The following is a 19,265-nucleotide window of genomic DNA, read 5'->3' as shown; positions in this document are numbered from 1 at the left end:
AATTATTGATGTAATTCTTACAGAATTACTAAAATTAATTTCTTTTCAAAATTCCTTCAGGAATTTTTTAATTATTCATTCTTAATTTTCATTGTGCGACAGCACTATTTCCTCCATTCTTTCATTCCTTCATTTTTTCATTCCTTCATTATTTTGCTTGTTGAGTTTTAATGTAATTAACTAATCCGCCACAGTTAATTATATTTTGCATAAACTCTGGGAATGGTTCCCCTTGATATTCTTGATTCTTTGTATTATTTTTTATAATACCGCTGTCAAAATCTATTTCTAACTCGTCTCCAGCTTCTATTGATTTAACTGCTTCGTCACACTCTAATATTGGTAATCCTATATTAATTGCATTTCTATAGAATATTCTTGCGAAAGTTGATGCTATTACGCAGCTTACTCCACTTTCTTTTATTGCTATTGGAGCATGTTCTCTTGAAGAACCACATCCAAAGTTTTTATTTGCAACGATTATATCCCCTTGCTTTACATTCCTTGCAAATTCCTTATCTATATCCTCCATACAGTGTGTTGCTAATTCCTTAGGATCTGATGTATTTAAGTATCTTGCAGGAATTATTACATCTGTATCTACATTGTCACCATATTTAAAAACTCTACCTTTTGCTTCCATTTCCTTGAAAACCCCCTTTTTATAATTAACAATTAGCAATTAACAATTGACAATTGTGGATATAATTCAGCCTAGCTGAATTATTAAAACTTATATATTTTCCATAACTCAGCTTGCCTGAGTTATATCCTTCATTTTTCATTATTCATTCTTAATTTTTCATTTTCTACTATGCATTCTGCATTACTGCTACTACAGTTTCTGGATTAGTAATCTTTCCTGTTAATGCTGATGCAGCTGCTACTGCTGGACTAGCTAGGTAAACTTCTGATTCAACGTGCCCCATTCTTCCAACGAAATTTCTGTTTGTAGTTGAAACTGCTCTTTCACCCTTTGCAAGGATTCCCATATGTCCGCCTAAACATGGTCCACAAGTTGAAGTTGAGAATATTGCTCCCGCTTCTACTAAATCTTTTATAATTCCTTCTTCTAATGCTTGAAGATATATTTTTTGAGTTCCTGGGAACACGATACATCTTATCCCCTTCTTTATCTTCTTTCCTTTTATTATATCTCTAGCTATTCTTAAGTCAGAAATTCTACCATTGGTACAAGAACCAATAACTACCTGATCTAATTCTATTTCCCCAACTTCATCAATAGTTCTTGTATTGTCTGGTAAGTGTGGGAATGCTACTGTAGGTCTTAAAGTACTTAAGTCTATTTCATAAACTTCATCATACTCAGCATCTTCATCTGCTTCATAAACCTTCCATTCTCTAGTTGAATGTTCCTTTAAGTATTCAACTGTTGTGTCGTCTACTGGGAATATTCCATTCTTACCACCAGCTTCAATAGCCATATTAGCCATTGTAAATCTATCATCTATTGAAAGATATTTAATTCCATCTCCAACGAATTCCATTGATCTATATAATGCACCATCAACACCTATCATACCAATGATGTGAAGGATTATATCTTTACCACTTATCCAAGGTGCTGGCTTATTCTTTAAAACGAATTTTATTGCTGAAGGAACTTTAAACCAACATTTACCTATAGCCATACCTGCTGCCATATCTGTTGAACCAATTCCTGTTGAGAATGCTCCAAGTGCTCCATAGGTACAAGTATGTGAGTCAGCTCCAATAGCAACATCTCCTGCAACTACTAATCCTTTTTCAGGTATTAAGCAATGTTCAATTCCCATTTCTCCAACATCGTAGTAATGTGAAATATCTTTTTCCTTAACAAATTCTCTAATCATTTTATTTTGTTCTGCTGCTTTTATATCTTTATTTGGTGTAAAGTGATCAGGTACTATTGCTATCTTATCCTTATCGAAAACTTTTTCTAGTTTTAATTTATAAAATTCATTTACTGCCACTGGTGATGTAATATCATTTCCTAGCACTAAATCTAAATTTGCATCTATTAATTGCCCTGCCTTTACACTTTCTAATCCTGCATGAGCTGCAAGAATTTTTTGAGTCATAGTCATTCCCATGAGTTTAGTCCCCCTTTTTAAAAATAAGTTTTTAATTTTTTTTCTATATCTTTTAATAATTTATATTCAATTGAATCAACTAAGGCTATCAAACTAGCTTGTACGACATCTCTAGATACCCCAACGGTACTCCAGTTTTCAATTCCATCTGTGGATTCTATAAGAACTCTAACCTTTGCTCCTGTAGCACTTTCAGAATCTAGGACTCTTACTTTATAGTCTACAAGTCTAACTTCTCTAAGTTGTGGATAGAAACATTCAAGAGCTTCTCTCAATGCTTTATCCAAGGCATTTACTGGTCCATCCCCTTCTGCTGCTGTCATTTTGTTTTTACCATCTACAATCACATTAATTAATGCTGTAGAAGTAAATTCCTTAGTATTCCAAGGCTGTTCCCCAATAGTCTTAAAGTGTTTTAGTTCAAAGAAAGGCTTGTACTTTCCAATTGTTTTTCTTATTAAAAGTTCTACTGTACCTTCTGCCCCTTCAAACTTATAACCCTCATACTCTAATTCTTTTAATCTATTTGTAATTTTCCCTACTTCTTCACTATCTCTAGTGATATTTGGGAATACTTTTTGAATTTCTTTTAATATTGTACTTTTACCACTTACCTCAGATATTAAGAATCTTCTGTCATTTCCAACCTCTTCTGGTTTAATATGTTCATATGAATTTGACTTTTTACATATAGCATCTATATGCATTCCACCCTTATGAGCAAAGGCTGATGCTCCAACATATGGCATACTATCTAAAAGTTTAATATTTGAAATTTCAGCAATATACTTAGCTGTTTTAGTAAGTTCCACTATTTTTTCTTTAGGCAAAGCTTCATATCCCATCTTTAATTGCAATGTAGGTATAATTACTGTTAAATTAGCATTACCACATCTTTCTCCTACTCCAATAAAGGTTCCTTGAATATGACATGCCCCAGCTTCCACTGCAGTTATTGAATTAGCAACTGCCATTCCTATATCGTTATGACAATGTATTCCTACTCTCCCACCTACAGTATTAACAGCTTCTTTAGCTATTTCACTTACTTCTGATGGTAAAGTCCCTCCATTAGTATCACATAATACTACTACATCTGCTCCTGCTTCCTTTGCAGTTATTAAAACTTTTAATGCATAATCACTATTTTCTTTATATCCATCAAAAAAGTGTTCTGCATCAAAGATAACTTCTTTATTTTTACTTTTAATATAGCTTATTGAATCTTTTATCATACTTAGATTTTCTTCTAAAGTAGTTTTTAAAATTTCCTTAACTTGAAAATCCCATGCTTTACCGAATATTACTATTACATCTGTTTCTGCTGCTAATAAGCTTTTTATATTAGTATCTTCCTCTACCTTAGTTCTAAATCTTCTAGTAGCTCCAAAAGCTGCTAGCTTTGAGTTCTTAAGCTTGACTTCTTTCATTTTCTTAAAGAACTCCATGTCCTTAGGATTAGATCCTGGATTTCCTGCCTCTATATAAGAAACCCCCATCTTATCTAAAGCCATAGCAACCTTAATTTTATCTTCAAGAGAAAAAGAAATATCTTCTCCCTGTGCCCCATCCCTTAAAGTAGAATCAAAGATTTCGATGACTCTATCGCTCATTGCTTAACCCCCTTTTTGCAATTAACAATTAATTGAAGTATTCTCCATAACTAGTAATATCCTTGTCTCCTCTTTCTAAGGCTGTTATTCCAGTTCTAACTATCTCAACTATTCCGTAGTCTTCCATTAGTTCTATTAAAGCATTTATCTTGCTATCATCCCCAGTTAATTCAATAGTTACTGTATTGTGAGCAACATCTATTATCTTGCTTCTAAATATCTTAACTACTTCGTTTATAGAACCTCTTTTTTCAGCAGATGCTTGTACTTTAATTAAAACAAGCTCTCTATATACAGAATATTCTGACTTTAATTCATGTACTCTTAACACATCTTCAAGTTTATTTAATTGCTTTGTAAACTGTTCTACTACGTCATCATTCCCCATTAAAACAATTGTCATCCTCGATATATCTGGATTTTCTGTTCTACCAACAGTTAAACTGTCTATATTAAATCCACGCCTAGCAAATAATCCTGAAACTCTGGTTAATACCCCTGATGAATTTCTAACTAATACAGATAATACATGTCTTTCCAAATCCTTAGCCCCCTTTTAAAAAATTGTGTAAAAAAACCACCCTTAATGATAGACTCATTTTGGTGGTAATAAACTTCCGCCCTAAATTAAACAATCACTAGGTTCTAACAAACCCTTGCCTTTAACGGTGCTTACCGGTTATCGCTTACTTATACAATTAAGATTGTACTTTCTGGATACTGCTCTGGAGTGATTATTATTTAGTAAAGTATCCATTTACACCAACCATGGACTCTCTTAAACTTTATTCCTAAATAAAGGTCTCCTTCTTTGCATTTACAAATCGTAAGGTCCTATTTAATTTTGTTATTGCTAAAATTTTACTACCCATTTATATAACTGTCAAGAATTTTTAGAAAACTTTGTCAAATTGCTTTTTGAATACTTTTCCAAGTTAGTTATTTTATCACTTTGTAAGTATAATGTTATTTTTATTATTAAATTATCAATGAAATTTTTATTGTTATGAAATTCTTTTATCAAAATTATTATTTTTTTATCACTTTAATTTGTAACCATTATTATACTTTTATTTTATTTTTTTCTATATTTACATTTATATTAAATAAGTTTATAATTTACTTATAAGGTTTTATATACCACTTAAAAAGATTAATATAATTGTTATTTATATTTTCAAAACTCATATCTCATTTATTTGTAACGGGAATTTTCACTAGTTATTTCTTTAATTGTTTATTTTAAGCATAAAATATTATTTTTTTGCTTTACTATAAAGTAATTTAAAATAGAAAGGATGATTTATATGTACGGATTTCCACCACTACAACTTACTGTAGTAAGCATTACAAACAATACTGATAAGACTATTAATGATATTTCCTTTAATTATGAAGGAAGTATGACTAATGATGTAGTAATACCTACACTTAAAGCTAATAGTAATAAACAAACAGGAATTTCTACTATTCATCTACAAGATCATAGTAATATTATGATGTATAACAAGGTTAACGGGGAAACTTTCTCCTATATTTTAAAGCCTGATATAATTAACCCAGGTATTGCTGTTAAATATTCAGGAGTACTTCGTATAAGAATTAATGACGTAAAAGAAAATGGAGAGCTAGAGATAGCTGTAACAATAGAAGAGTAAAATTGAATTTAATATATTAAATTTAAAGGAGTGGCTTTAATGGGTGCAATGCCTGGAATGGTTGGTATTACAATGCCAGCTAATGTTTTAGTTTTAAGGATTACTAACACTACAGATAAAATTATAAAAAACATACAGTTTAACTATGATGAAAGTAATATGAAGGATGTAGTTATATCCACTTTAAAGCCTAATCAAAATAAACAAGTAGGTATTTCAACAATTAATATCAAAAAGGATAGTAAAATTAAAATGTATAATGAAGTAGATGGTAAGACTTATTCTTATATAATTAGGGATAATTCTATTAAATCTGAACTATCTAAACAATATATGATACCTACAAGCATTTATATTAATAAGGTGAATGATAATGGTGAATTAGAAATAACTACAAAGTTAGAAGAATAAAAAAGGGATTGTCGCTAGAAGATTGTAATCTTCCCATGCGGCAACCCCTTCTTTTTATTTATTAATGTTTTATTCTTTTAATGAATACTATACCAGCTAAGCTAATAATAGCTGTTATAATTGGGAATATAACATTTGCATCATCAGAAGTTTTTGGAATTGTAATTTCTTCTTTTTTTTCTGGTTTTTCTTCTTTTGGCTCTACTACCTTTTTATTCTTAAAGGCTTCTTCCCATTCTTTTATCTCTGAAGCTGTTATTGAAATTTCTCCATTATCTTTAACCACTAGTTTTCTAGTAGCTTCTGATTTTATATAGCCCTTTGGTGCTAATTTTTCACGTACTATATATTCTCCTGGAAGTATATTTTCAAATCTTACAACTCCATTTTTATCAGAAATAGAAGTTGCTATAACTTCTGTCCCCTTAAGAAGCTCAAAGGTTGCATTGCTTAAAACAGAATTACTATCACTATATTTAATAAACTCAATAGAATTTTCTACTTTATTTATAAATAGTGTTTCTGCTTCCATCTTATCTTTACCAACAATGGAGCTTACTCCATTCTCGTCAATTACAATATAAGCAGTCTTATCCGAAGTTTTGAAATACTTACTATGAGAACTTACTTCTCTAATTTCATATTCTCCTGGTTTTACATTTAAGAATGTTACTAAACCATTTGCATCTGAAAATACTGTTGATCCATATCTCTCACCATTAATTAGTAATTCAAATTCTGCACCAGCAAGAATACCCTTCTTATCATTAATATACTTAGTAAAGCTAATGCTACCTAAAATCATTTTATTTATATAAAGTGATTCTAAATCTTCACCTGTCTTTATTACACCACTTTCCTTGAAAGTAACTGTTCCATCACTATTTACTGTTACTTCTACTTCCACCTTAGAAATTTCATATCCCTTTGGCGCGGATACTTCTTTCAATGTATAAGTTCCTTCTTTTATACCACTGAAAGATACTAATCCAGTATCTGTTGAAGTTACAGTATACTTAATTTCTTCATCTTGATATAGGGCAAATCCTGCTCCATTAACTGGATTTCCATAGTTGTCATTCTTATTAAATTGGAATAAACCAGTCTTTTCAATGATCTTCTCATTCTCAATTTTCTCAAGTTTACTTTCGTCAATAAATGCACCTTCCTTTGTAACATTTACTGTCCATGGCCCTGCTTCTTTGTAGCCAGTTGGAGTTGTTTCTATTAATGTGTAGGTTCCTAATTCAATATTTTCAAAACTTACAACTCCATTTTCATTAGATACAGCCGTTGCAATTTCTTTTTCTCCTTGTATCAACTTAAACTCTACACCTGGAATTACTGTATCTGTTCCAGATATAAGTTTCTTAAAGTTAAATTCAACTCTACTAATATTATTAACATAAAGTCCTTCTAAGTCAGCTATTTCCTTGTCTTCTTCCCCTACCTTAAAGGTAACTATTCCATCACTATTCACTGTTACTTCTACTACTGCATTGGATATTTCATATCCATCAGGTGCCTTTGTTTCCCTTAATATATAAGTTCCTTGTTTTATACCAATAAAGGATACCTCTCCTATGGATATTTCATCACTACTTCTTAAGATAAGTTTATATGATAAAAGGATACTTTCTAATGATAAATTTCCTGTAGAAATTGAAGTATATTTTACTTTGCCATCTTGATATAATGCAAATTCTGCGCCCTTAACTGGGTTATTATGATTATCCAATTTATTAAAATTAAATGATCCTATAACCTGAGCATTCTCAATTTGTGTAAGGGCCTTTCCTTCAAAAATTACGCCATTTTTAGTAACCTCTATATCCCATGGCCCTGCTGCCTTATATCCATATGGAGTTGTCTCTACTAACCTATAGCTACCTATCTCAATATTACTAAATCTTACAGTTCCATTTGCATCTGATACTACTGTAGCAACTATATTATCACCTTGAATAAGTTTGAACTCTACACCTGGTATACCTGTCTTTGTTCCAGATATAACCTTATTAAAGGTAAATTCAACCGTAGTAATCTTATTAACGTATAAATTATCCAAGTCTCCTAGTTCCTTGCCTTCTCCATTTACCTTGAAAGTAACAGTACCGTTGCTATCAACTGTCACTTCTACTACTGAATTGGAGATTTCATATCCTTCAGGGGTGTTTGTTTCCTTCAAGATATAAATTCCTTCTTTTACGTTATTAAAAGATACTAATCCTTCTTCTGAAGAAGTTGAAGTATATTTAACCTCTTCATCTTGATATAATGCAAACTTAGCTCCCTTAACAGCTTTTTCATGGTTATCTAACTTATTAAACTCAAATCCACCAGTAACTTTAACATTCTCAATTTTATCAAGCTTTGTCTCACCAATAAATGCTCCTTCTTTTGTAACATTTACTGTCCATGGTCCTGCTGCTTCATATCCAAAGGGCCTTGTTTCTACTAATGTGTAAGTTCCTAATTCAACATTTTTAAAACTTACAACACCACTTTCATTAGAAATATCTGTCGCAATTACCTTATCACCTTGCATTAACTTAAACTCTACATTAGGAATACCAGTATCAGTTCCAGATACTACTTTATTGAAACTAAATTCAGTTTTGCTAATATTATTAACAAAGATCCCATTTAAGTTTTCTAAAGCTTCTTCCTTGCCATCTACCTTAAATGTAACTTTTCCATCCTTGTCTACTATTACTATTATTTCATCAGTGGATATTTCATATCCATCTGGTGCCTCTGTTTCTTTCAATGTGTAAGTTCCTTGTTTTATATCATTGAAAGATACTAATCCTTCTTCTGAAGAAGTTGAATCATATTTAACCTTTTCCTCTTGATATAATGCAAACTTAGCTCCCTTAACAGCTTTTTCATGGTTATCTAACTTATTAAACTCAAATCCACCAATAACTTCAACATTCTCAATTTGGATAAGTTTTTCATCATCAATAAATGCACCTTCCTTCGTAACATTTACTGTCCATGGTCCTGCTGCTTCATATCCAAATGGTCTAGCTTCTATTAATGTGTAGGTTCCTAATTCAATATTTTCAAAACTCACTTCACCATTTTCATCAGAAGTAACTGTTGCAACTACCTTCTCTCCTTGCATTAACTTAAACTCTACATTGGGAATAACAGTATCAGTTCCAGATACTACTTTTCTGAAACTAAATTCAGTTTTGCTAATATTATTAACAAAGATCCCATTTAAGTTTTCTAAAACTTCTTCCTTGCCATCTACCTTAAATGTAACTTTTCCATCCTTGTCTACTATTACTATTATTTCATCAGTGGATATTTCATATCCATCTGGCGCAGTTGTTTCCTTCAATATATAATTTCCTTCTTTTATACCACTGAAAGACACTACTCCAGTACCTGTAGAAGTTGCTGTGTATTTTTCCAATCCATCCTGATATAGAGCAAATGTTGCTCCATTAACAGCTTTATCATAATTGTCTATCTTGTTAAATTTAAAAGATCCAGTCTTTTCAATTGGTGTAAGTATATCCCCCTTGAAAGGTCCAACCCAATGTATTTCTGAAGAACTTCCAGAGCCATCTAATCCATTTGCTATAATAGTTCCATTAATTGCACTATAACCTGCTGAAGAAAAAGTAATATCAGCATTTGGAGCCAATATACTTCCAAATACTATAGTCCTCTCGATTTTCACTTCTTTTAAAGATGGATCAAATGTCCATATAACTCTATTTGAAATCCCATCTACATTAATCTTATCCAACATTGTATCTCCAATAAAGGTTTCACCATAATTTATGACATTACCTTTATATTTAATTATAATCGTAGAATCTTTAGCATCTTCTGCATAATTAAACTTAATATTTTTCCTTCCTGATGTTAAATCAACTTCAAAAATATTAATTCCATCAACGCAATTTAAGATTACTGTATTACCATCATATATTGCTTTTGCTGTTTCTTTTGTATTCCACAAATCTTTATTTAGTTTTACAAGATCTGCTTTAGCATCCCCTAAGAATTTGTCTATTTCACTTTGCCGCTTATAGATATTGCCTACTTTAGGGTCAAGTTTTTGGGGATCCACAGAGTCTCCAATTACTGCATCACCATTACTTATAAGAGTTTTCCCTTGAATATTAATCTCTTTTTGTGCCATAACTCCAACATTGAATTTAGGAATTACAATATCATTGAATTGATTAATCCCTCCTCTTAATCCCTCATTAAATGTAACAATATTAACATTTTTAAGTGATCCAGCTGCTATTGGTCCTCCAGTTTCATTAAAGTTTTTGAATTCATTAAAGAAGATCCCACTAAAATCATCTGCTCCACCTAGTTGATTTGCTCTTGACACTGGAGTCCAGTCTAACTTATTTGCGTTAATTTTTTGCTTACCATCAGTTATTGGTTGTTGTTCTTCCGCCATTACTATATTAGACATATTCATAAATGTTAATAGGGCTGATACAGTAAGAGCTATTGCTTTTTTAAATTTCATAATCCCCCTCCTTCATTAATATGTCTATTTAGCATGCATTTAAGTTATGCACCTATTTAATACATTTAATATAAATATTATTAAAGGAGTTTTATTATTAACTGACTCTATGTATCCACACTATTTCTTATACAAATAAGAACATCTTAAATAACAAAAAGCAGTAGATTTATTATCATAAATCTACTGCTTTTTCTATTATTAATATAATCCTTCTTATTTAAAAGAAGTTCAGAAACCTCTGAACTCCCTCCTAAACTGCTAATTATTAATTGTTACTTGCTAATTGTCATCATCCTATCTTAATACAACTCATTGAAACAGAAGAATTTTGAATGCTCTTATGAATAACTTCTACTTTATCATCCTTTTCTTGAGCTCCTATTACATATAATAAAGGTAAGAAATGTTCATCTGTTGGTACTGCAAGCTTGGAGATATCTCCTAGTGCTTTATAGTTTAGTATTGCCTTATGATTATATGACTTTACTGAATCTATAACATAATTATCAAAAGCTTCAGCCCACTCATATGGTTTTCCATAAACATCAGGACTTGCAACTCCTAAATTATGAACTATATCTCCACTTCCTATTATTAGTATTCCTTCTTCTCTAAATTTAGCTAACCTTTTACCTATCTTATAATGTTCCTCTTCTGCTAATTCAGCATTTAAGCTTAGCTCCATAGTAGGTATATTAGCATTTGAGTATAAATATTTTAAAACTCCCCAAGAAGCATGGTCTAGTCCCCACTCATCTGTAAGCTCTACTCCCTCTTCTTTAAGTTCACTATAAATCTTTTCAGCATATTCTTTCCCACCAAAAGGCTCATATTTTATATTATATATTTCTTCTGGAAATCCGTAAAAATCATAAATTTGTTTTGGCTTTTCACTATATGTCAAATATGTTCCTTTAGTTTTAAAATGAGCTGAAATTATAATAATAGCCTTTGGTATTTCTAACTCTTGTCCAAGTTTTATTAATGACCTTGTATATTCATTATCTAAAACTACATTCATTGGACTACCATGAGATAAAAATAAAACTGGCATCTTTTTATTCATTTCCATCACCTCATAAATCGTTATTTATCCGATCGCTATCATTGCTAACACTCCCCCTTCTAAAAGTGGGAGCTAAGCACTGATACGCGCCTGGATTAGTTTTTCTAACCTTCCGGTGGAGTAGGATATTTCTGTACTCTGTGAAAGTGATTCACACAAAATACAAGATTTTGGTTCTCTACTTTTTAAGAAAACTCCACCTGAAGATAAGAATCACTTTATTATACACATATTATCCCTAACTCTACCCTATGTCAAATTTTTATTATTTTTCAAATTGATGTATAAAATAATATTTTATAATTAATCTTCTTCATTAATTCTTACTAAATATAATCATAATATACTAAAAGAGACTACCTTACTATTAACTTATTAATGTAGTCTCTTTAATTCATTTATCCATAATTTTAGAATGTTAAATATACTAGCAAATTAAAATAGACGGTGAAATAATCATATGGCGAAGATTTTTACAGCCATTAGATTATGGAGCATATTATATTTTAATTTGTCTTTATATTCGCATTCTTTAATTCTTACTCATTATTATATAGTCTATTAAAATCAAAAAAACTCAGACAAAGTCTGAGTTTTTTCATTAACTGTTAATTTTTAATTGTCACTTGTTAATTGTCTAAATTTTGCTTAGTATTAAATCTACTAATCCATGAGCCATCTTATCTATTTCTTCTTGGTTTTCTCCTTCTAGCATAACTCTTACTAGTGGTTCTGTACCTGAAGGTCTTATTAGTACTCTTCCTGCTCCATGAAGTTTTTCTTCAATCTTTTTAATTTCATTTACTATTTCTTCATCTTCTAAGTATATGTTTTTCTTATCATTTGGAACCTTTGCATTTACAAGTACCTGTGGAAGTTCCTTCATTATACCTGCAAGTTCGCTTAAAGCCTTTCCACTTTTCTTTCTTATTGCAGCTACTTGAAGAGCTGTAACTAATCCATCACCAGTTGTATTATAGTCTAAGAAGATAATATGTCCTGATTGTTCTCCACCTAGAACAAATTTATCATTAACCATTTCTTCTAATACATATCTATCTCCAACCTTAGTTTTGATAGTCTTTATTCCTTCTTTTTTACATGCAATATCTAAACCTAAGTTACTCATAACTGTTACTACTAAAGTATCATCTTTAAGCTTTCCTAAGTCCTTTAAGTATTTTGCACATAACATTAATATAAAGTCACCATTAATAAGATTACCTTTTTCGTCTACAGCTAAACATCTATCTGCATCTCCATCAAAGGCAAAACCTAAATCACAGTTCTTTCTTACAACATAATCTTGTAATTCTTCTGGATGAGTTGAACCACACTTTTCATTTATATTAGTTCCATCTGGATTATCATTTATTACATAAACTTCAGCACCTAACTCTCTAAAAGCTTTTACTGCAGCCTTGTAGCAAGCACCATTTGCACAGTCTAAAGCTACTTTTAATCCTTTTAAGTCTACTGGTATAGTTGATAAAGCGTAATCTGTATATTCATCAAGAGCACCAACTTCTCTATGTGATCTACCTAAATCGTGTCCTGTTGGACTTGGTACTCCTTCAAATCCACTTTCTATAACTCTTTGAATTTCATCTTCTAATTCATCTGGTAATTTGTATCCTTTATTATCAAAGAATTTAATTCCATTATATTCTACTGGGTTATGTGATGCTGAAATCATAATTCCTGCATCAGCATTATATTCTCTTATTAAATGAGCTACTGCTGGAGTAGGTACTACACCTAATATTACTGCTTCTGCTCCTACTGATAATATTCCAGATACTAAAGCAGCTTCAAGCATATCTCCTGATATTCTTGTATCTTTAGCAACTAGTATCTTTGGCTTATGAGTCCCTTCTGTTAATACATATGCACCTGCTCTACCTAAGCTATAAGCTATTTCAGATGTTAATTCAGTATTAGCAATTCCTCTAACTCCATCTGTACCAAACATTCTACCCATATTTTTTACCTCGCTTTTTTCTATCGTTCTACGTTAATTCCACATAATAATATTATATATTATTAATCTATACAATAAAACCTAATTATTTCTTAATTTTTTTCAAGTCTTTCTAATATTAAATTGTATCCACCAGTACCATAATTTAAACACTTATTAACCCTACTAATAGTAGCTGTACTAGCACCTGTATCTTCAGCTATTTCAGTATAAACCTTCTTTTCCTTTAAAAGCTTTGCAACTTGAATTCTTTGAGCCAATGCTTTTAATTCATTTATAGTTGCAACATCTTCAAAAAAACTGTAACATTCCTCTATAGTTTGAAGCTTTAAAACTGCCTCGAAAAATAAATCTAGCTCTGGATTTTTAAGCTTATTTTCAGCCATAATTATCATCCACTCCTAACCACTCTTATTCTCTTTTGAAAAAATATGTTTTAATCTGTAATTTACTTTTTAACTCTTATAAAATTATAACTTCGACTTTGATATTTTACAACTATATTGGAGTAAAGTGATTACTCTTCCGGCTCATAACTTATATCTCTATTAAATTCACTTAGTCCTCTTTCATTTAAATCTTCATAAATACTCTTAGTTGGAACTAGCCATACTTCTCCTGTACCTCTATAAACATTAAGTAAACCTTCTCCATTTATTGCAGAGCCCACTAATGTTGTGCCTGACTTTTCAACAGTAAACTCTATATTACCGCTTCTTAAAACTGCAAAACTTCCATCTACTTTTAAAACATCTCTATATAACTTACATCTTAATATTTCTTTTTCAGGTACTGGAACTTCTAATAGAACTATACCACTTCCACTTAATCTACTTTGGAAGATTCCTTCCTTTCCAAATATAAGGGATGAAATACTTTTTTGCATTACTGGTTCTATTTCTATACTCTCCTCACATGCAAAAAATAGTCCATCATCTATTATTATTTCTTCATCTTCTAATTCTATTAATGTAAAATGTCCAAAACTAGGCTCTAAAAATACTTCACCTGTCCCTCTAAGTATAGGTTTAAACATAGATTCTCCGGTAACCTTATTTGAAAATAGCTTTTTACCCATTCCAATTAATCCACCAGACTTAGCTACTATCTCAATATTCCCCTTCATATAACTTAAAGCCCCTGCTTCTATCTTTATAGCACTATCATCTAAAATTATTCTACCTTGCTTTAATCTAATAGAAGATGACTTCATTAAATTTAATTGCATTGCTGTATTTAAATCTCTAGCTCCTTGTAAATCATCATATTCTAATACTTGAAATATGCTTTCATTTTTCATCTCAGCTATCATAGTTAATCTATTTTTTATATTCTGTGAAGTTATCATTTAAATCCCCTCCACCAATAATTTTACCATAATACATAAAGGTAAAAATAGTAAACTACATATAATTTAAGAATTTTATTATTTGAGTTATATATAAATTAAAAATTCTATTATTTAAATTAGTTTTTCTATTAAGAAAAAACTCTTAAAGCAAAAGAGCTCAGCCAAAACTGAGCTCCTAATTCCTAACTTTAAAAACTCAGCTCGTCTGAGTTTTTTCCTTTAGTTTATTATAAGTAAAAAGATAATATAGCTATAATGAATATTCCAAATAATATAAGTATGCCGACTTGGAGCATGCGACGGAGTGCAGACTTATATTATTGGAATATTTATTAGTGATTATCTTAATATTCTTTTGCTTCTTCTTCTCCATTAAGTACTCTTAAAGCACCTTCAGCTAGTGCTAATAATTCATCTTCTCCAGGATATACAGTTACATTTGCTATCCATCCAATTCTAGCTTTTAATGCCTCAACTACTACATCTGAATATGCTATTCCACCTGTTAATATTATGCTATCTACTTTGCCTTCTAAAACTGTGGCATTTGCTCCAACAGCCTTAGCTATTTGATAAATAAAAGCATCTAAGTATAACTTAGCTTCTTTATCACCTTCTTCTACCAATTTAAGGACATCTCTAGCATCGTTAGTATTTAAGTATGCAACATATCCACCCTTACCTATTATTTTGCTATACATTTCTTTTTCAGTGTACTTATTGCTGTAACATAGTTTAATTAAGTCTCCTACTGGCACTGTTCCAGCTCTTTCTGGTGAAAATGGGCCTTCTCCATCTAAAGCATTATTTACATCTACTACTCTACCTTTTTTATGAGCGCCAACAGAAACTCCTCCACCCATATGTACAACTATTAAATTTAAATCTGAGTATCTTATATTATTTTCTTTGGCATATCTCTTAGCAACTGCTTTTTGATTTAAAGCATGGAATTTACTTAATCTTGGTAATTCAGGAACTCCTGAAACTCTTGCCACTTCATCTAATTCATCTACTACTACTGGATCTACTATAAATGCTGGGATATTTAATTCTTTAGCTATTCTATCTGCAAGAATTCCCCCTAAGTTAGAAGCATGTTGTCCTTGCACTCCAACTTTTAAATCTTCAAGCATAGTATCATTTACCTTATAAGTTCCACTTTCCATTGGTCTTAGCATTCCACCTCTACCAACTATAGCATCTAAAGTATTTAAGTCAAAATTCTTTTCTTTTAATATATTAACTATTATTTCTTTTCTAAAATCTATTTGATCGAATATAGTTTCATACTTACCTATTTCTTCTGAAGAATGTCTTAAAGTTTCTTCAAATAATTCCTTAGTATCCTCATAAACACCTATTTTTGTAGATGTTGAACCTGGATTAATAATTAATAGCTTATTTGACATGATATAACCTCCATAAATATATTTAACTATTTTGCTTCTGCAACTAAAGCTGCTAATGCAATTGAATAAACCTTTGTTTCAAAACTATCAGCTCTTGAAGTTAAAATAACTGGTGCTGATGTTCCTACTAATAATCCACCATTTCTTGATTTTGCTGTATATGTTAAAGTCTTATACATAACATTGGCTGTTTCTATATTTGGAAGTAATATTATATCTGCCTTTCCAGCTACTTCACCTGTTACTCCTTTATGTTTTGCAGCTTCTTCTGATAATGCATTATCTAAAGCTAAAGGACCATCTACTATACATCCTTTAATTTGTCCTCTATCATTCATCTTAGATAATAATGATGCATCTACAGTTGCAGGCATATCTGGATTTACTACTTCAACTGCACATACTGGTGCAACCTTAGGAAGTTCTATTCCACAAGCATGAGCTACAGCTACTGAGTTATTTAAAATTTGGACTTTTGCTTTTAAATCTGGGTATGTGTTAAATGCTGCATCTGTTAATAATATTAATCTATCTATTCCTTCTATTTCAAAAACAGATACATGGGACATAAGCTTTCCAGTTCTTAGTCCAACTTCTTTATTTAATACACATCTTAAAAATGTTGCTGTATCAACTAATCCCTTCATAACCATATCAGCCTTACCACTTGAAACTAAGGTTATAGCTTCTAATGCTGCTTTATTTGGATTTTCCACATTAACTATTTCAAATTGAGTTAAGTCCATATTAATCTTTTCAGCTATTTCTCTAATTTTACTTTCATCTCCAACTAAAATGGCATCTGCAATTCCTTTTTCCTTTGCAGCTTTAACTGCTTCTAAAACTGGTTCATCTTGAGCTACTGCTACTGCAACCTTCTTTGTTGAACAATCATTTACCTTCTTTAATAAGTCATCAAAATTTCTACTCATTTTTGCACCTCTCACACTAAGTTTTTATAATATTAGTATAAATTAAAAATATTATGAATTTTCTTTTTAAAAAATATTATGCTTTTCTTTTGAAAAAAATATAATTCTTTATTCTAACAATACTATATACCCATCTTAAGCCATGTCTGATTGTTAAAATAATATCAAGTAAACACTCTAATAATCCATATATTTATATTGTAACAAAAAAAATCCTGAAAACATTAATTTTCAGAATTTTCTATGATTTTTTATTTTGTTGGCTTATATTCTTCTATAATTTTCTCTGCGACCTTTAGCCCATCCACTGCAGCCGAGATTATTCCTCCTGCGAAGCCTGCTCCCTCTCCAGCTGGATAAAGACCTTTAACAGAAATACTGTTTAATTTTTCATCTCTATTCATTCTAATTGGTGCAGAAGTTCTTGTTTCAATGCCTGTTAAAATTGAGTCATAATCACCATAGCCTTTAATCTTTTTACCAAAGTCTACAATACCTTCTTTTAAAGCTTCTATTACATAAGGTGGAAGACATTTTCTTAAATCTTCAAATACATATCCTCCTGTGTAACTAGGTTTAACTTTTCCAAGCTTTTCACTAACTTTATCTTGCATGAAATCTCCTAAAAGCTGAACTGGAGCTTTATATCCACCTCCACCTAGCTTAAAGGCTAACTCTTCGTAATATCTTTGGAATTCCATTCCTCTTAAAGGTGATGTTCCTTCAAAATCATCTGGTCCCACTGTTACTACTAAAGCTGAGTTAGCATTATCTAGATCTCTAGCATGATAACTCATACCATTAGATACTAATCTATTCTTTTCTGAAGCAGCAGATACTACTACTCCACCAGGACACATACAGAAAGAATATACTGCTCTTTTTAACTTTTCACTTTGGTAAGTTAATCTATACTCAGCAGCCTTAAGTCTTGGATGCTCATACATCTCTCCATATTGGCTTTTATTTATTACCTCTTGTGGATGTTCTATTCTAACTCCAATAGCAAAGGCCTTTGGTTCCATATTTACACCAACTTTATGTAACATTTCATATGTATCCCTTGAACTATGTCCAATAGCAAGTATTAATTCATCGCATAACTGTTCTTTTCCATTTACAATAATGCTACTTACTCTTCCATCTTTAATTTTTATTTCTTCTAGTTTAGTAGAAAATAAAACTTCTCCACCTAACTCTTTTATTCTTTCCCTAATATTCTTAACTACACCCTTTAGAAGGTCTGTTCCAACGTGAGGTTTCGCTAAATATTTTATTTCCTCTGGAGCACCAGCCTTTACTAGCTCCTCTAGCACATAATCACATCTACTATCCTTTATTCTAGTAGTAAGCTTTCCGTCAGAAAAAGTTCCTGCTCCACCTTCTCCAAATTGAACATTAGATTCAGTGTTAAGTTCTCCTGTTTTCCAAAACTTATCAACAGTCTCTGTTCTTTTATCCACATCTTCTCCACGTTCTATTACTATTGGCTTATAACCTTTTTCAGCTAATAATAAGGCTGAGAATATCCCTGCAGGTCCAAAGCCTACAACTACTGGTCTATTTTTTAATTCCTTATCACCAAAAGGTATCTCTGCATTGTAAGAAGGTGCTTCTAACCTTACATCCTTATCCTTAAGCTTATTAACAATTTTTTCTTCATTCTTATGTTCAACTTCAACACAGTATATGTATTTAATGCTATTTTTCTTTCTAGCATCTAAACTTTCCTTTATTATTTTTATATTCTTAACTTCTTCTTTAGGAAGTCTTAATTTCTTAGCTACTTTATTAACTAAACTACTCTTATCTTCATCTATGCTTAATGATAAATTATTTATTCTAATAGACATATAAATCGCCTCTCTTTTTATTAGTATTTACATAAATCTATGTTTCAATTAATACTCTAAACCTATAGTCTTCATAAGATTATAAGTTTAAAATACTTCTTTATTAAATTATCTGAGTTGAAAGCATCTATATTTAATTTCTATATAAGTTGTTAAAATAACTTCATATATTAAACATTTTTAATATGAAATAAAGCTTAATAAAATGTAGAGAATCCTTTTATAACTTACACATATTGTTTATTTGCACTTTATTCTATCATATTATTATGTTAAATACATTAAAAAATGTATGAATGAAATAGTGAAAAAACGAAAAAATGTATGAATGAAATAGTCTTTACTATGCAAAACTTTCTTCATTCATACAAATATCTATTAA

14 protein-coding genes are annotated in these 19,265 nt (G+C 30.7%); 2 read left to right on the top strand and 12 right to left on the bottom strand.

The features are described from left to right. Positions 1-148: 148 nt before the first annotated feature. From leuD to ilvN, 4 genes are all read right to left on the bottom strand, one after another. Positions 149-643: a 3-isopropylmalate dehydratase small subunit gene (gene leuD, locus E5347_RS10010; RefSeq protein ID WP_136006964.1), complete on the bottom strand. Its 495-nt coding sequence runs from the start codon at positions 641-643 to the stop codon at positions 149-151. 169 nt (positions 644-812) lie between these two features. After that, positions 813-2,093: a 3-isopropylmalate dehydratase large subunit gene (leuC, locus tag E5347_RS10005; RefSeq protein ID WP_136006962.1), complete on the bottom strand. Its 1,281-nt coding sequence runs from the start codon at positions 2,091-2,093 to the stop codon at positions 813-815. 17 nt (positions 2,094-2,110) lie between these two features. After that, positions 2,111-3,706, bottom strand: coding sequence for a citramalate synthase (gene cimA / locus E5347_RS10000; RefSeq protein WP_136006960.1), 1,596 nt, complete (start codon positions 3,704-3,706; stop codon positions 2,111-2,113). A gap of 28 nt (positions 3,707-3,734) precedes the next feature. Further along, positions 3,735-4,247 carry an acetolactate synthase small subunit gene (gene ilvN / locus E5347_RS09995; RefSeq protein WP_136006958.1) on the bottom strand — a complete coding sequence of 171 codons (513 nt, stop codon included), beginning with the start codon at positions 4,245-4,247 and terminating at the stop codon, positions 3,735-3,737. Between the two features lie 766 nt (positions 4,248-5,013). Here ilvN and E5347_RS09990 point away from each other — a divergent pair. Both E5347_RS09990 and E5347_RS09985 read left to right on the top strand, forming a co-directional pair. Continuing rightward, positions 5,014-5,364, top strand: coding sequence for a hypothetical protein (locus tag E5347_RS09990; RefSeq protein WP_136006957.1), 351 nt, complete (start codon positions 5,014-5,016; stop codon positions 5,362-5,364). Between the two features lie 39 nt (positions 5,365-5,403). Then, positions 5,404-5,775, top strand: coding sequence for a hypothetical protein (locus E5347_RS09985; RefSeq protein WP_136006955.1), 372 nt, complete (start codon positions 5,404-5,406; stop codon positions 5,773-5,775). Between the two features lie 61 nt (positions 5,776-5,836). Here the strand turns inward: E5347_RS09985 and E5347_RS09980 are convergent, their stop codons facing one another. The 8 genes from E5347_RS09980 to E5347_RS09945 form a co-directional block, all read right to left on the bottom strand. Next, positions 5,837-10,285, bottom strand: coding sequence for a SpaA isopeptide-forming pilin-related protein (locus E5347_RS09980; protein ID WP_136006953.1), 4,449 nt, complete (start codon positions 10,283-10,285; stop codon positions 5,837-5,839). A gap of 292 nt (positions 10,286-10,577) precedes the next feature. Next, positions 10,578-11,354: a 4,5-DOPA dioxygenase extradiol gene (gene ygiD, locus E5347_RS09975; protein WP_136006951.1), complete on the bottom strand. Its 777-nt coding sequence runs from the start codon at positions 11,352-11,354 to the stop codon at positions 10,578-10,580. A gap of 637 nt (positions 11,355-11,991) precedes the next feature. Beyond that, positions 11,992-13,335, bottom strand: coding sequence for a phosphoglucosamine mutase (gene glmM / locus E5347_RS09970; protein ID WP_136006950.1), 1,344 nt, complete (start codon positions 13,333-13,335; stop codon positions 11,992-11,994). 92 nt (positions 13,336-13,427) lie between these two features. After that, the gene (locus E5347_RS09965; protein ID WP_425350448.1) at positions 13,428-13,721 is read right to left on the bottom strand and encodes a YerC/YecD family TrpR-related protein; all 294 of its coding nucleotides are present in this window, start codon (positions 13,719-13,721) and stop codon (positions 13,428-13,430) included. A gap of 131 nt (positions 13,722-13,852) precedes the next feature. Next, a complete protein-coding gene (locus tag E5347_RS09960; protein WP_136006948.1) occupies positions 13,853-14,683 on the bottom strand; it encodes an AIM24 family protein in 831 nt (276 codons plus the stop codon). A 347-nt stretch (positions 14,684-15,030) separates the two neighbouring features. Then, positions 15,031-16,098, bottom strand: a complete 1,068-nt coding sequence (buk, locus tag E5347_RS09955) for a butyrate kinase (RefSeq protein ID WP_136006946.1) — start codon at positions 16,096-16,098, stop codon at positions 15,031-15,033. Positions 16,099-16,124: 26 nt separating this feature from the next. Further along, complete coding sequence (ptb, locus tag E5347_RS09950) at positions 16,125-17,030, bottom strand: phosphate butyryltransferase (RefSeq protein ID WP_136006944.1); 906 nt, start codon at positions 17,028-17,030, stop codon at positions 16,125-16,127. Between the two features lie 251 nt (positions 17,031-17,281). After that, positions 17,282-18,883: an NAD(P)/FAD-dependent oxidoreductase gene (locus E5347_RS09945; RefSeq protein WP_136006942.1), complete on the bottom strand. Its 1,602-nt coding sequence runs from the start codon at positions 18,881-18,883 to the stop codon at positions 17,282-17,284. Positions 18,884-19,265: the final 382 nt, after the last annotated feature.

Origin of the sequence: Clostridium sartagoforme, from assembly GCF_004794105.1 — a bacterium.
Taxonomy (GTDB): Bacteria; Bacillota; Clostridia; order Clostridiales; family Clostridiaceae; genus Clostridium; species Clostridium sartagoforme_B.
Note: the sequence above shows the minus strand (reverse complement) of the source record. Positions and strands in the feature narration are given on the sequence as shown.